A 13,972-nucleotide genomic window follows, 5' to 3' on the forward strand; every position below is an offset into this window, starting at 1 on the left:
CTCCACTCCTCACGGTATGCCCCCGGCTGGACGGGATCGGTGCCGGGTCCCTCAGACGCCGCAGCCGGGGTCGGGCGCGTCGACGGACAGCGGTGCCCCTTCGGGCAGCAGGTAGGTCACGTACAGGACGACGGGCTCGGTGCCCAGGTTGCGGCCGATGTGCACATGGTGAGGTCCGGCGGGCTCGACGAAGGACTTCCCGGCCGTGGTGGTCTCCACCGTGCAGTCGTGCATCGTGCGGGTGAGCGTCCCGGACTGGACGACGGCGATCAGCTCGCCCTGGTGGTAGTGCCAGCCGGTGGAGCCGCCCGGCGCGACGGTGATCGTGCGGACCACCACGTCGGTGCGCCCACGGGTCTTGATCTTCAGACCGTCGTCGGACGTCCCCTTGGCGAGGATGGTTCCGGTGACCCCGCTGCCGGGGGTCGCGAGTGCCGTCGAGGGCACCAGGCCGACCGCCGCGACACACGCGCCGACGGCCACCGCCCTCCGGATCCGCCCTCTGAACCCGCTGCGTACGCCGCTGACCGCCATCGCTGCTCCATCCCGCCCGGTAACTCCGGGCATCTGTGACGACACATCGAATAGTGCGGAAAGAACCTCTCATGGCGGTGGATCAGCCGACCACCGAAATCCAACTCCCGTACGACAGAGGCGATATGGGACCGCAGTCCTCCGGCAAACCGACACGCCTGAGCGGACCGCGATGCCGCGGTCACGGCCCGGCGTGCCTCAGCCCTCCTCGGCCGCGTAATACCAGAACTTGACCTCGGCGAGATTGCACCGGCCGTCGTGGGCGTCGTGGAGGCGGAGCGAGGTGTACGGCGCCGTGGTGGCCAACTCGCCCTCGTACCAGGCCCCTTCGGTCGTCGCGTCGATGGTGTGCAGGTCGGTCCAGGGGCCCCGCCGCCGGAAGACCGGCGCAGCACGGTGCAGGTGGCTCGGCCGGCTTGGCCCGCGCAGCGGGAGGACGCACAGCTTGTCGACGACCAGGGGTCCAGCGTCACCTGCTCAACTTAGGGGCTGTGCATGGGATTACGAACCGATAGCAGACGAAACGGCAACCGATTAGCGGATCGACTGACCACCGAGAAACGCGCCATGGCCCCGCACACGACGAGGATGCCGTGGGCGACTCATCCCCAGACCAGGGGGCTGTCGCGGCAAAATGTGACAGTTCGGCACCCGACTGTCACATTTTGCCGCGACATCCTACTGGGGTCCGGCACCCTCGGCCGATGTGCCCGCACTGCCGCGGGGATTCGCCTATGGCGGCCGACAGGAGCAGTGCGAAGCAGTTCCTCGTGAACGGTCAGGGGGCGCGGCTGGCGGGAACGACGGGCAAGGAGCTGCCCCCGTAAGCAATCATGAAGCATGCGATCGGATGGCTGGCACCTCACCGAAGACGTCGACGACTTTCTCGCCCGCGCCGGGGAGTTCCTGCACTCGCGGCCCGGCTTGCACGTCATGCCGCTGACGTGGGCCGCGAGACTGCAAGCGCGTGGGGCGGACGCGTTCGGCACCGCAGCCCCCGTCTTCGGCGTGCTGGAGCAAGGGGGCGAGGTCCACGCCACCTTCCACCGCCTCCCGCCCCGTGCACTGTGCCCGACCCCGCTCACACCTGAACAGGCCGACACTCTCGCCGCGCACCTGGCCGCCGCCGGGCACTCACTTCCCTCCGTCAGCGCGGACCACAGCACCGCCACCGCTTTCGCCGAGGCCTGGCAGCGGCACACCGGCGCAACGCCGAAAATCCGCGACACGCGGCTCCGTCTGTACCGCCTGGGCAAGCTCACCCCACCGGAGCCGCTGCCGGCGGGCCGGGGCCGCGTCCTGGGCGAGCCGGACCTTGAGCAAGTCATGTTCTGGTGCGGCGAGTTCGCCAAGGCCGTCGGGGAGGACGTCTCCATCGACGCCGACTCATGGGCCGACACACGCTACGCCGACAAGCGCTACACGCTCTGGGAGACACCGGACGGCACTCCCGTGTCCATCGCGGGCATGAACCCGATGATCGGCGGCCAGGTCCAGGTGGACGTCGTCTACACCCCGGCCCACCTGCGCGGTCACGGCTACGCGGGCGCCGTGACGGCAGAGGTGAGCAGGGCCGCGCTGGCCGCGGGCGCGAGGGATGTCGTGCTGTTCGCCGACCTGTCCAACCCCACCAGCAACGCCCTCTACCAGCGCCTCGGCTATCGCACGCTCACCGACTGGGCCGCGTACGACTTCGCGTATGCCGCACCGGAAGCCAGCTGAGAGCCCCGGAAGGGCCCGCTACTGATACAGCGAACACCGCCTCCCTATCCGCAGCGGAAGCCCATCCGCCCCGTCAAGGTAGCTTCCATCTACAACAGAGGGCTTCCTGGGGAGGGACGACACCGATGGCAGGGACGACAGAAGCCGTAGCCAAAGAGCGCGTGACCAACTGGGCGGGCAACATCACCTACTCCGCCAAGGAGCTGCACCGCCCGCGCTCGCTCGACGCGTTGCGCGCGCTCCTCGCGCAGAGCGCGAGGGTGCGGGTGCTGGGCAGCGGGCACTCGTTCAACGAGGTCGCCGACCCGGGCAGTGAGGGCGTGCTGGTCTCGTTGACCGCGCTGCCGCCGTCGGTGGAGGTGGACACGGCGGCCCGTACGGTGCGGGTGGCGGGCGGGGTGCGGTACGCGGAGTTGGCCCGGCGCGTGCACGAGTGCGGGCTCGCGTTGCACAACATGGCCTCGTTGCCGCACATTTCGGTGGCGGGCTCCGTGGCGACCGGCACGCACGGCTCGGGGAACTCCAACGGCTCGCTGGCCTCGGCCGTACGCGAGGTCGAACTGGTCACCGCCGACGGCTCGTTGCTGACGATCGGCCGCGGCGACGCCCGCTTCGACGGCGCCGTGACCTCTCTGGGCGCGCTCGGCGTGGTCACCGCGCTCACCCTCGACCTGGAGCCGGACTTCGAGGTCGCCCAGCAGGTGTACGGCCAACTCCCCCTCACGGGGCTGGACTTCGAGACGATGTCGGCAGCGGCGTACAGCGTGAGTCTGTTCACCGACTGGCGGCAGTCCGGCTTCGTACAGGCCTGGGTGAAGCGGCGCACCGACCAGCCGCACCACGACTTCCCGTGGGCCGCGCCCGCCACCGAGGCAATGCACCCGGTGCCGGGCATGCCCGCCCAGAACTGCACGCAGCAGTTCGGCGTGCCGGGTCCCTGGCATGAGCGACTGCCGCATTTCCGGGCCGAGTTCACTCCGAGCAGTGGCGCCGAGCTGCAGTCGGAGTATCTGCTGCCGCGCCCGTACGCGCTCGACGCCCTGCGCGCTCTCGACGCGATCCGGGCGACGATCGCGCCGGTGCTGCAGATCTGCGAGGTCCGTACGGTTGCCGCCGACAGCCAGTGGCTGAGCCCGGCGTACGGGCGGGACACGGCGGCGTTCCACTTCACGTGGGTCCCGGACACAGCAGCTGTGCTGCCCGTGGTGCGGCGGATCGAGGAGGCGCTCGCGCCTTTCGATGCGCGCCCGCACTGGGGCAAGGTGTTCACCACAGCACCGGCTACGCTGCGCGAACGCTATCCGCGGATCGACGCGTTCACGGCGCTGGCGGAGGAGCTGGACCCGGCGGGCACGTTCCGGAACACCTTCGTCCGAGAGGTTCTGGGCGACTGACGTCCAGCCATGCCCGTACCCGAGCCCGTCTTTTTACAACCCCTTTCCTAACCCCTTGTCGAAAGTCCGTCGCAGGCCATAGCCTTGCGCCGCGCCGGGGCCGACGTGGCTCGGCATGGTTCTGAAGGGATCGAGGGGGCCGCCCGGTGCTGTGCTTTCCCGGGGGACGCTGCATCCGACAGCGGCTCCGCCGCGGGCCGGACGCCGGCCGAAAAGCAGGTCCGGATCGCAAGCCCGGTGCTGGTCAGCGAGGGGAGTCCAATGAAGCGCGGCACATCCCGCGACATACGCACTGCGAACCGCTATGAGGTGCTGCGCCAGATCATCGCCGAGTCGCCCACCTCCCGGCAGGAGCTGGCGGCCGCCACGGGGCTGAGTCTGGCCACGGTGGCGACGTTGGTCGGTGAGTTGCTGGACCTCGGGATGCTCACCGAGGTCGGGTTCGAGGACTCGGCGGGTGGCCGCCCGCGGGGCCTCGTGGCCGTCAACGCGTCGGGGGGCGCGTTGATCGGCGTGGACATCGCGGAGACGTACGTACGCGTCGAGCTGTTCGACCTCGCGCTGAATGTGCTGGCCCGCGCGGACGAGGACATGCGCCCTGGCGAGAGCCGTCCGGCGCAGGTCGTCGGGCACGTCGCCACGGCCGTCGAGTCGGTGGTCGCACAGGCCGGCGTCGACGGTGCGCGCGTGCTCGGGGTCGGGGTCAGCGTGCCGGGGCAGGTGGACCGCGCGACCGGGATCGCGGAGTACGCGCCGAACTGGGACTGGCACGATGTGCCGCTGCTCGATCTGCTCTCCGAGCACATCTCGTATCCGCTGTATCTCGACAATCCGCTGCGCGCCTGCGCGGTCGCCGAGTTGTGGTTCGGCGCGGCCCGCGGGCGCGGGGACGCCGTGGTGGTGAACCTCGGTACGGGGGTGGGCGCCGGGCTCGCTCTCGGTGGCGGGCTCCATCGCGGGGTCAGCAACAGCGCGGGCGAATGGGGCCACACCACGCTCGTACTGGACGGGCGGCTCTGTCACTGCGGCAACCACGGTTGCGTGGAGACGTATGTGGGAGCGCCCGGAATCATGCTGAACATACGGGAGTTGAGCCCGCGCAGCCCGCTGCTGCACCCCGAGGACCAGACGGCGACCATCGATGCCCTGGCCCGTGGGGTCGCCGCCCAGGATCCGGTGGCGGTCAAGGTGGTCCGGGACACGGCCCGTTACCTCGGTGCGGGCATCGCGGACCTGGTGAACCTGCTCAATCCCGAGGTGGTCGTGCTCAGCAGCTGGGTCGCGGCCGCCCTCGGCGAGCCCCTGCTCGAGGAGGTGCGCGAGGCGGTGGCCAGGCATGCCTTGAATCGGCCACTGGCCGCCACCGAGATCGTCCTGTCCCCGATCCCCACCGATCCGGTGTGCCTCGGCGCGGCGACGTTCGCGCTCGAAGGCGCGCTGTCCTCGATCACCCAGAAGGCCGGCCAGAGGTCCAACCGACGCACCTGGTCCAAGCAGTAACCGCCCCCGGGTCAACCCTCATCGGCCCCATTCGTTCGGAATTCCGAACCCTGTACAACGCTTCGCACAGACTTCGTCCAACCCCTTGCCGAAGCCTTAGCCGAAGGTTAACGTCCCGCACCGCACCTGAGTTTTGAGCCACCGGCTCACTGAGTGATTGCGCCGCAGCCGCACTTGAGAGACAAGGACGTCAGCATGTCGGCACTGAACAGCAACAACTGGGACCGTCGCACCGTATTGCGGGCCGCCATGGGCCTGGCCGCCACCGGCGGGCTGGCCGCGTGCGGCGGCAACACCGGCCGCTCCGAGGGAGGCGCCTCGGGCAAGTCTCTGACGCAGTACTTCCACGCGTACGGTGAGGCCGGCACGCAGGAGGCCATCAAGCGGTACGCGAAGGACTTCGACGGGGCCAACGTGGCCACGCAGTGGATCACCGGCACCAACTTCGAGAGCAAGCTGTTCTCGGCCCTGCTCACCAAGAACGCGCCCGACGTCTTCGAGTTCCACCCGCAGCTCCAGCTGATCAGGAGCGGTCAGGTCGCCGACCTCAGCGATCTCGTCAACCCGGTCAAGGACGACTTCAACCCGGCCGACATCAAGTCGCACACCATCGACGGGAAGATATGGGGCGTCCGCATGATCGACGACCCGCAGTTCTTCTACTACCGCAAGTCGATGCTGGAGAAGGCGGGCGTCGAGGTGCCGCAGACCCTCGACGAGCTCGTCGAGGCCGCCGCCAAGCTCACCACCGACAAGGTCAAGGGCCTGTTCATCGGCAACGACATGGTCCAGACGCAGTACCCCCTGGTGTGGTCCTCGGGTGCGGACCAGCTCACCGCCGACAACCAGATCGCGTACCACACGGACGCCGTGGCCGAGACGCTGTCGAAGTACCGCACGATGTTCAAGGCCGGCCATCTGCTGACCGGCGCGCCCGCCGACTCCTGGGACCCCTCCGCTCTGATCCAGGGCCTGTGCGCGATCCAGTGGAGCGGCATGTGGGCCATGCCCGCACTGCAGAAGGCGCTCGGCGACGACCTCGGCATCTTCCCCTACCCCGTCGCCGCGGACGGGGCCAAGCCGTCCGTCTTCAACGGCGGTTGGTCGATGTTCGTGAACGCCAAGGGCAAGAACGTCGACCTGGCCAAGGAGTACGTGAAGTGGCTGTGGATCGATCAGAAGGAGCACCAGGAGGACTGGGCGCTCAGCTACGGCTTCCACGTCCCGCCGCGCACGTCGATCGCCGAGTCCGCCGACAAGCTCAAGTCCGGTCTGCCGGCTGAGGGCGTCAAGTTCTTCAACGAGTACGGACGGTTCGAGAACCCGTCCTGGACGCAGGCGATGATCACCGCGTTCGAAGAGTTGATCGCCGACGTCGTGCGCAAGGGCGTGGAACCGGAGAAGGCCCTCGACACCGCGGATGCGAAGGTCAACCGCGAACTCAAGAAGCTCTTCGGATAGGCCGCCGGACAGGTAACGACATGTCGACCACGACTACGCGTGACGCCACGCGCCCCGCCCCGGCCAAGGTCTCCAAGACCAAGCCGCGGCGGGGCGTGCGGGGCACCACGTTCAACTTCTGGCTCTTCACCGGACCGTTCCTCATCGGTCTGCTGATCTTCGTCTACATCCCCATCCTCTGGAGCGCCTGGCTCAGCTTCTACGAAGCGCGCTACACGGTCACGCCGGACAAGTTCGTCGGCTTCGACAACTACGAGTACATGCTGACGAACGGCGACTTCGTCAGGTCGCTGGGGACCTTCAGCGTCTTCGCCGCGATCGTCGTGCCGGTCACCTGGGCGCTGTCGCTGGGCCTGGCGTTGATGGTGCACCGACTGCGCTTCATGAAGGCGTTCTTCCGGTCGGTCTTCTTCCTGCCGACGGCGGTCAGTTTCGTCGCGGCCTCGCTGATCTGGAAGATGTCCATCTTCAGCGGCGTGCGCTTCGGGCTGATGAACACCGTCCTCGACTGGGTCGGCATCGAGAACGTCGCCTGGCTGGCCGACCCCAATCCCCCCTGGTACTGGCTGGTCATCCTCACTCTGCGACTGTGGCTGCAGTCCGGCTTCTACATGATCCTGTTCCTGGCGGCACTGCAGAACATCCCGCCGTCGCTGTACGAGGCCGCCGCCATCGACGGCGCCAAGCCGGGCTGGCAGACCTTCTGGTACATCACGCTGCCCCAACTGCGGGCGACGTCGACCGCCGTGATCCTGCTGCTGCTCGTGGCCGCCTACCAGGCCTTCGACGAGTTCTTCAACCTGCTCCCGAAGACGACATGGGGCCGGCCACCACTCGTCGAGCTGTACTACACCGCCCTGGGCGACAGCCAGGACTACGGCGCCGGCAGCGCGGGCGCCATGATCCTCACCGTCCTGATCTGCACGGTGACGCTGCTGCAGGGCAGGTTCATGGGCCTCGGAAGGGGTGACGAGAACAAGTGACCACCACCACGCCTGAGATCGAGAAAACCGCGCCCCGGGCGGACAAGCCGCAACGCATCAAGCGCGGCAACGTCATCGGCAACACCGGCCTCTACATCGCCACCGGCGTCGCGGCCTTCCTCTTCCTGGTCCCCTTCTATCTGATCGTCCGCAACGCGCTCTCCACGGACGCCGAGATCACCGGCGAGACATGGAAGTTCTTCCCCACCGACATCCAGTGGGGCAACGTCAGCGAGCTGTTCAGCGACAACACCGTGCCGTACGCGACGTCCCTGTGGAACTCCACGGTCGTCGGCGTCGCGCACACCGTGGGCGTCCTGCTGGTGTGTTCGCTGGCGGGGTACGGCCTTGCGCGCATCCCGTACAAGCACGCCAACAAGATCTTCTACCTGGTCCTGGTGACCCTGATGGTGCCGGCCGCCGTCACCTTCGTACCGAGCTTCGTGCTGGTCTCGTCGCTCGGCTGGGTGTCGAGTTTCCGCGGTCTCATCATTCCGGGGCTTTTCAGTGGTTTCACCTGCTTCCTGTTCCGGCAGTACTTCTTGGGGTTCCCCAAGGAGCTGGAGGAGGCGGCACGCGTGGACGGACTCGGGTACTGGGGCGCGTACTGGCGCGTCGTCGTGCCCAACTCGCTGAACTTCTTCGCGGCCATCGCCACCATCACGTTCATCCAGGGCTGGAACGCCTTCCTGTGGCCCCTGGTCATCGGCCAGGACCAGGAAGCGTGGACGGTCCAGGTGGCGCTTTCCTCGTACATGACCAACCAGACCGTCAACTTCCACCTGATCTTCATGGCCACCGCCATCTCGATCCTGCCCCTGGTGCTCGTGTTCCTCTTCCTCCAGCGCTGGCTGGTACAGGGGGTCGCACAGACCGGCATCAAGGGCTGACGTGCCGCTCCGCGGGGTGCGGTGTGAAGGGCTGCGGGCCGGTGGGGGCTTCTCGGGCCCCTGCGGCGGAGCCGCGTATGTCACACACCCGCGCCCCTTTGGGGCGCGGGTGTGCACCGGAGTCGATTCTGCTTAGGAGACCGATGTCTTTCCGCACCACCACGGCCATCGACTACGTCGAGGACGTCTCGCCCGGGCGCGGGGCCCTGCCGCCCCGCGCCTGGTACGCGTCCTCCGATGCCGCCTCCCTTTCGCTGAACGGGAGTTGGCGCTTCCGGCTGTCGGCGACCGCCGACGCCGAGGACGACTCGTTCGCGGCGGACGGGTACGACGCCGGCAACTGGGCCGAGGTGCGGGTCCCCGGCCACTGGGTCCTGCAGGGCCACGGCTCGCCGATCTACACCAACCACCTCTACCCGTTCCCGGTCGACCCGCCGCGCGTGCCGACCGAGAACCCGACCGGTGACCATCTGCGGGTCTTCGACCTGCCGGACGAGTGGCCCGCTCTCACGGAGGGCGGCTCGGTGCTCCGTTTCGACGGCGTCGAGTCCTGTGCCCGGGTCTGGCTGAACGGCACCGACATCGGCGAGTTCAAGGGCTCCCGGCTGCCCCACGAGTTCGCGGTCGGCCATCTGCTGAAGCCGACCGGGAACGTGCTTGCCGTCCGCGTCCACCAGTGGTCGGCGGGCTCCTACCTGGAGGACCAGGACCAGTGGTGGCTGCCCGGCATCTTCCGGGACGTCACGCTGCTGCACCGCCCGGCGGGCAGCGCGCTGGACTTCTTCGTGCACGCCGCCTACGACCACGTGGGCGGTCTCGGGACCCTACGTGTCGAATCGGATGTCGACGGCCGGGTCACGGTCCCGGAGCTGGACATCGATGTCGCCACCGGTGAGTCGGTGACGGTTCCGGTCGAGGCGTGGACCGCGGAGACGCCGAAGCTGTACGACGGTGTGCTGGCCACCGAGGGCGAGAAGATCCCGCTGCGGATCGGCTTCCGCACGGTCGTACTCGAGGACGGCCTGATCAAGGTCAACGGCATGCCGATCCTGTTCAAGGGCGTCAACCGGCACGAGTGGCACCCCGAGCGCGGCCGTGCCCTCGACCTGGAGACGATGCGCGAGGACGTGCTGCTGATGAAGCGGCACAACATCAACGCCGTCCGCACCTCCCACTACCCGCCGCACCCGGCCTTCCTCGACCTGTGCGACGAGTACGGGCTGTGGGTCATCGACGAGTGCGACCTGGAGACCCACGGCTTCGTCGAGCAGGCCTGGCGCGACAATCCGGTGGACGACGACCGCTGGACTCCGGCGCTGATCGACCGTGCGGCCCGCATGGTCGAGCGCGACAAGAACCACCCGTCCGTCGTGATCTGGTCCCTCGGCAACGAGGCCGGCACCGGGCGCGGCCTCACCTCGATGGCCGAGTGGATCCGCGGCCGGGACGGCTCGCGCCTCATCCACTACGAGGGCGACATCAACTGCCGTGACACGGACATGTATTCACGGATGTACGCGGCCCATGACGAGGTCGAGCAGATCGGCCGGGACCTCGACGGCGGCACGCACAGGCGGCGCGGGCTCCCCTTCATCCTCTGCGAGTACGGGCACGCCATGGGCAACGGCCCCGGTGGCATCGCCGACTACCAGCGGATCTTCGAAACGTACGAGCGGCTCCAGGGCGGCTTCATCTGGGAGTGGATCGACCACGGCATCAAGGACGCGCGGTTCGGCTTCGCGTACGGCGGTGACTTCGGGGAGGAACTGCACGACTCGAACTTCGTCTGCGACGGGCTGATCTTCCCCGACCGCAAGCCCTCGCCGGGGCTCGTCGAGTTCAAGAAGGTGATCGAGCCGGTCCGTATCGAAGGCGACGGCGCGGACGGGACCGTACGGGTCACCAACGGCTACGACTTCGCCGACCTGTCGGCCCTGGCCTTCGAGTGGTCGTACCAGGTCGACGGCAAGACGGTCGAGCACGGCTCCCTGAACGTGCCCGCGCTGGCACCGGGCGAGTCGGCGGAGGTGAAGCTGCCTCAGCCGCCGTCGGGTGACGGGCGCGGGGCCGAGACGCAGTGGACGGTACGGGCGCTGCTGGCGGAGGACACCGCGTGGGGGAGGAAGGACCATCAGGTCGCGTGGGCTCAACTGCCGGTCAGTGCACGGTCGTTGCCGTCCGTCGTGGCGAGCGATACCCCTTCTGCGAGTGAGCGGCTGATCTACGTCGGCCCGGCGTCCTTCGACGTACGCACCGGTGCGCTGAAGACGATCGGCAGGCTGAGCGTGACGGACCTGCGTCTCGACGTGTGGCGGGCGCCGACCGACAACGACGAGGGCGCCTCCTGGCAGGACGACATCCGCTGGGCTTCACTGTGGCGCAAGTACGGCCTGCACCGCATGCAACACCGCTTGGACGGCGTCGAGTTGAGCGACGACGCGTTGACCGTACGGACCCGGGTGGCGCCCGCCGCCTGGGAGGTGGGCCTGCGCACGGTGTACCGGTGGACGTCCGACGGCAAGCGGCTGAAGCTGACCGTGTCCGTGGCGCCCGAGGGCGACTGGACGGTGCCGCTGCCCAGGCTCGGCATTCGCTTCGGGCTCGCGCAGGCCGGCCAGGTGAAGTGGTACGGCGGCGGCCCCGGTGAGGCGTACCCGGACACCAAGTCGGCCTCGATGCTGGGTCTTTGGCACTCCTCGGTGGACGAGCTGCAGACTCCGTACGTGCGTCCGCAGGAGAACGGGGCACGGGCCGACGTCCGTTGGGCGGAGCTCGGGGGCTTGCGGATCGAGGGCGACCCGGAGTTCTGGTTCTCGGCCAGGCGCTGGACCAACGAGCAGTTGGACGCCGCCCAGCACCTGACGGACCTGACACCCGGCGACACGGTGTGGGTCAACCTCGACCACGGCCAGCAGGGCATCGGCTCGCAGTCCTGCGGTCCTGGCGCGCTGCCGCAGTACCAACTGCGGGCGGCACCCGCCGAGTTCTCGTTCGTGTTCTCGGACCTTCGTGAGTGACAAGGTCACCTCGACCGCGGCCGGGCGGCTCTTCAGCCGTCCGGCCGCGGTCGCGTCGTGTGTCGGTTTCGTCCTCATCGGCATGCTTCAAGCGCTCTACGGCCCGGCGGTTCCGGGCCTGCGCGAGGAGTACGGCCTCACCCCCTCCGGGGCAGGGCTCGGACTCAGCCTGCACTTCACGGGCGGCGTCGCGGGCGTACTGGTCTTCAACGCGATCCACTCCCGGATCAGCAACAGGGCGCTGCTCGGGGCGAGTTACGCCCTGATGGCGGCCGGCGGCGCGGGCTTCGCGCTCGCGCCCAACTGGCCGCTCGCCCTCGCCGCGGCCTTCCTCGCCGGTCTCGGTTTCGGCGGCATCGACTACGGCCTCAACCAGCTCTTCGCGGTCGGCTTCGGCGAGCGATCGACCGCGATGCTCAACATTCTCCACGCCCACTTCGGCATCGGCGCCGTACTCGGCCCGGCGCTCATCGCGTGGACGGGCCCGGACGGGTACGCGTACGCCTTCGGGGCGTGTGCGGTGCTGGCGGGCGCGCTGATCCTGTGCACGGGCGGGGTGGGCAGCGAGGAGCCCGCGCTATCGGTTGAGAAACCTGCCGCCACCGGCGGCCTCCTCTCCCGCGTACTGATCGGCTTCCTCGTCCTCTACATCCTGAACGTGGCCGTCGAGACGGGCGTAGGCGGCTGGGAGCCCACACACCTCGAGACCATCGGCTACAGCACCACCGTCGCCGCCTCCGCCACCTCCGTGTTCTGGCTGATGATGACCGTCGGCCGCTTCCTCGTCGTCCCCCTCACACTGCGGTACTCGCCCGAGCGCATCCTCACGGTGTGCGCGGCCGGGATGACGGTGTGCCTGCTGCTCGCGTTGATTCCGGGGGCGGCCCCATGGGCGTACGCGGGTGTGGGCCTGTTCATCGCGCCGGTCTTCCCGACCGGACTGCCCTGGCTCAACAGGGCCCTCCCGCAGGCAAAAAGGGCTGGCGCCTGGGTGATCGCAGCGTCGATGATCGGTGGGGTGGCGGCTCCTCCGCTGCTCGGGATGGGCATCGAGGTCTCCGGCATCCGCGCGGTGCCTTGGCTGCTGACAGCGTTGTCGGGGGCCGGTCTCGTCGCAACCGTATGGCTGATCAGGCTCACCAATCTGATTAGCGAAAGGTAGTGATCCTGTGGCAGAGTGTGACGCGCACGCCCGGCGCCCAGGCGACGTCGGGCACCCTCCTCGGCGAGGTCGCAAGACCTGGCCGAACAGCGTCCGGAGGGACGTGTCACGCGGGCTGGCGACTCCGGTCATCAGCACCAGGGCACGAAGACGATCGGCTCACATCCCTGAGCAACACTCAGGATCACTAAGCCGATCAGAGACGCTGACCAGGAGGTCCGCCGCATGAGCGGCAGCATCGAGGTCCGGGGACTGTCCCGGACCTTCCACACCACCGTGCGCCGACCCGGTGTCCTGGGGGCTATCCGATCGCTGGTCAACCCAGAGCGGATAGCCAAGGACGCCGTCTCCGACATCAGCTTCGAGGTGCAGCCCGGCGAACTGCTCGCCCTGCTCGGGCCGAACGGTGCGGGCAAGTCCACCACCATCAAGATGCTCACCGGCATCCTCACGCCGACGTCCGGTGAGGCGCGGGTCGCGGGCGTCGTCCCGTACGAGGAGCGCGAGCGCAACGCCCGCAACATCGGGGCCGTGTTCGGACAGCGCACCCAACTGTGGTGGGACCTGCCCGTGCGCGAGTCCTTCGCGATCCTGCGCGACATCTACGACGTACCGGCGGACGAACACGCCACGCGATTGCGGGAGTTCGACGAACTGCTCGACCTGTCCTCGTTCTGGGACACGCGCGTACGACACCTCTCGCTCGGCCAGCGCGTGCGCTCCGACCTGGCCGCCGCGCTGCTGCACGACCCGCCGGTGGTGTTCCTCGACGAGCCGACCATCGGCATGGACGTGGTCGTGAAGGAGCAGGTGCGGGAGTTCCTCCGGTACCAGGTGGAGGAGCGCGGGCGGACGGTGCTGCTCACCACGCACGACATGACGGAGGTCGAGCGGCTCGCGGAGCGCGTTGTGCTGATCAACCACGGGCGGCTCGTCCTGGACGGCACGCTGGACGAGATCCGCCGGAAGTTCGGCTGGACCTGGCAGGTGCGGGCCACGCTCGCCGACGCGCACGCCGCCGTCGAGCCGTGGCCCGGCGTCGTACTCGTACGACGGGAGGGTCCGCAGGTGGTGTTCGGCCCGGACGGGCCGGCCGCGCCGACGGTGCACCAGGCGCTGAAGCAGGTCATCGAGCGGTATGAGGTGACCGATATCGCCCTGGACGAGGCCGAGTTGGAGGATGTGATGCGGGCGGCGTACGCCCAGGCGGGCGACGACCTGGCCGCGGACATGGCGGCCGAGGTGGCTGGTGACGTGGCAGCCCAGACACCGGCTCAGACGCAGGGAGGCTGATCCCGTGGCGACGCCC

The 13,972-nt window shown here is 68.6% G+C and carries 10 protein-coding genes; 9 read left to right on the top strand and 1 reads right to left on the bottom strand.

Features of this window, described 5'->3' with window-relative positions; translation table 11 throughout:
- Nucleotides 1-51: 51 nt before the first annotated feature.
- Entirely contained in the window at nt 52-534 is a 483-nt protein-coding gene (locus OHT21_RS09600; protein ID WP_328767832.1) for a cupin domain-containing protein, read from the bottom strand.
- A gap of 840 nt (nt 535-1,374) precedes the next feature.
- Between OHT21_RS09600 and OHT21_RS09605 the strand changes: the two genes are divergently transcribed.
- From OHT21_RS09605 to OHT21_RS09645, 9 genes are all read left to right on the top strand, one after another.
- Nucleotides 1,375-2,256 (top strand): GNAT family N-acetyltransferase, encoded by an 882-nt coding sequence (locus tag OHT21_RS09605; RefSeq protein ID WP_328767833.1) that lies wholly within the window; start codon nt 1,375-1,377, stop codon nt 2,254-2,256.
- A gap of 125 nt (nt 2,257-2,381) precedes the next feature.
- Nucleotides 2,382-3,650 carry a D-arabinono-1,4-lactone oxidase gene (locus tag OHT21_RS09610; RefSeq protein ID WP_328767834.1) on the top strand — a complete coding sequence of 423 codons (1,269 nt, stop codon included), beginning with the start codon at nt 2,382-2,384 and terminating at the stop codon, nt 3,648-3,650.
- Nucleotides 3,651-3,911: 261 nt separating this feature from the next.
- Nucleotides 3,912-5,150, top strand: a complete 1,239-nt coding sequence (locus tag OHT21_RS09615; protein WP_328767835.1) for an ROK family transcriptional regulator — start codon at nt 3,912-3,914, stop codon at nt 5,148-5,150.
- A 195-nt stretch (nt 5,151-5,345) separates the two neighbouring features.
- On the top strand, nt 5,346-6,611 hold the full coding sequence (locus tag OHT21_RS09620; protein ID WP_328767836.1) for an ABC transporter substrate-binding protein: 1,266 nt from the start codon (nt 5,346-5,348) through the stop codon (nt 6,609-6,611).
- Nucleotides 6,612-6,631: 20 nt separating this feature from the next.
- Complete coding sequence (locus OHT21_RS09625) at nt 6,632-7,594, top strand: carbohydrate ABC transporter permease (protein ID WP_328767837.1); 963 nt, start codon at nt 6,632-6,634, stop codon at nt 7,592-7,594.
- A complete protein-coding gene (locus tag OHT21_RS09630) occupies nt 7,591-8,484 on the top strand; it encodes a carbohydrate ABC transporter permease (RefSeq protein WP_328767838.1) in 894 nt (297 codons plus the stop codon). The genes OHT21_RS09625 and OHT21_RS09630 overlap by 4 nt, the downstream gene beginning before the upstream one ends.
- 143 nt (nt 8,485-8,627) lie before the next feature.
- Nucleotides 8,628-11,501 carry a glycoside hydrolase family 2 TIM barrel-domain containing protein gene (locus OHT21_RS09635; protein ID WP_328767839.1) on the top strand — a complete coding sequence of 958 codons (2,874 nt, stop codon included), beginning with the start codon at nt 8,628-8,630 and terminating at the stop codon, nt 11,499-11,501.
- A complete protein-coding gene (locus tag OHT21_RS09640) occupies nt 11,494-12,663 on the top strand; it encodes an MFS transporter (protein ID WP_328767840.1) in 1,170 nt (389 codons plus the stop codon). The genes OHT21_RS09635 and OHT21_RS09640 overlap by 8 nt, the downstream gene beginning before the upstream one ends.
- A 225-nt stretch (nt 12,664-12,888) precedes the next feature.
- Nucleotides 12,889-13,956 (top strand): ABC transporter ATP-binding protein, encoded by a 1,068-nt coding sequence (locus OHT21_RS09645; protein ID WP_328767841.1) that lies wholly within the window; start codon nt 12,889-12,891, stop codon nt 13,954-13,956.
- The last annotated feature ends 16 nt before the right edge of the window (nt 13,957-13,972 follow it).

This window comes from Streptomyces sp. NBC_00286 (assembly GCF_036173125.1).
Classification (GTDB): domain Bacteria; phylum Actinomycetota; class Actinomycetes; order Streptomycetales; family Streptomycetaceae; genus Streptomyces.

Coding starts and splice junctions, on each gene's coding strand:
- OHT21_RS09600 (WP_328767832.1), bottom strand. CDS start 534: ATGGCGGTCAGCGGCGTACGCAGCGGGTTCAGAGGGCGGATCCGGAGG.
- OHT21_RS09605 (WP_328767833.1), top strand. CDS start 1,375: ATGCGATCGGATGGCTGGCACCTCACCGAAGACGTCGACGACTTTCTC.
- OHT21_RS09610 (WP_328767834.1), top strand. CDS start 2,382: ATGGCAGGGACGACAGAAGCCGTAGCCAAAGAGCGCGTGACCAACTGG.
- OHT21_RS09615 (WP_328767835.1), top strand. CDS start 3,912: ATGAAGCGCGGCACATCCCGCGACATACGCACTGCGAACCGCTATGAG.
- OHT21_RS09620 (WP_328767836.1), top strand. CDS start 5,346: ATGTCGGCACTGAACAGCAACAACTGGGACCGTCGCACCGTATTGCGG.
- OHT21_RS09625 (WP_328767837.1), top strand. CDS start 6,632: ATGTCGACCACGACTACGCGTGACGCCACGCGCCCCGCCCCGGCCAAG.
- OHT21_RS09635 (WP_328767839.1), top strand. CDS start 8,628: ATGTCTTTCCGCACCACCACGGCCATCGACTACGTCGAGGACGTCTCG.
- OHT21_RS09645 (WP_328767841.1), top strand. CDS start 12,889: ATGAGCGGCAGCATCGAGGTCCGGGGACTGTCCCGGACCTTCCACACC.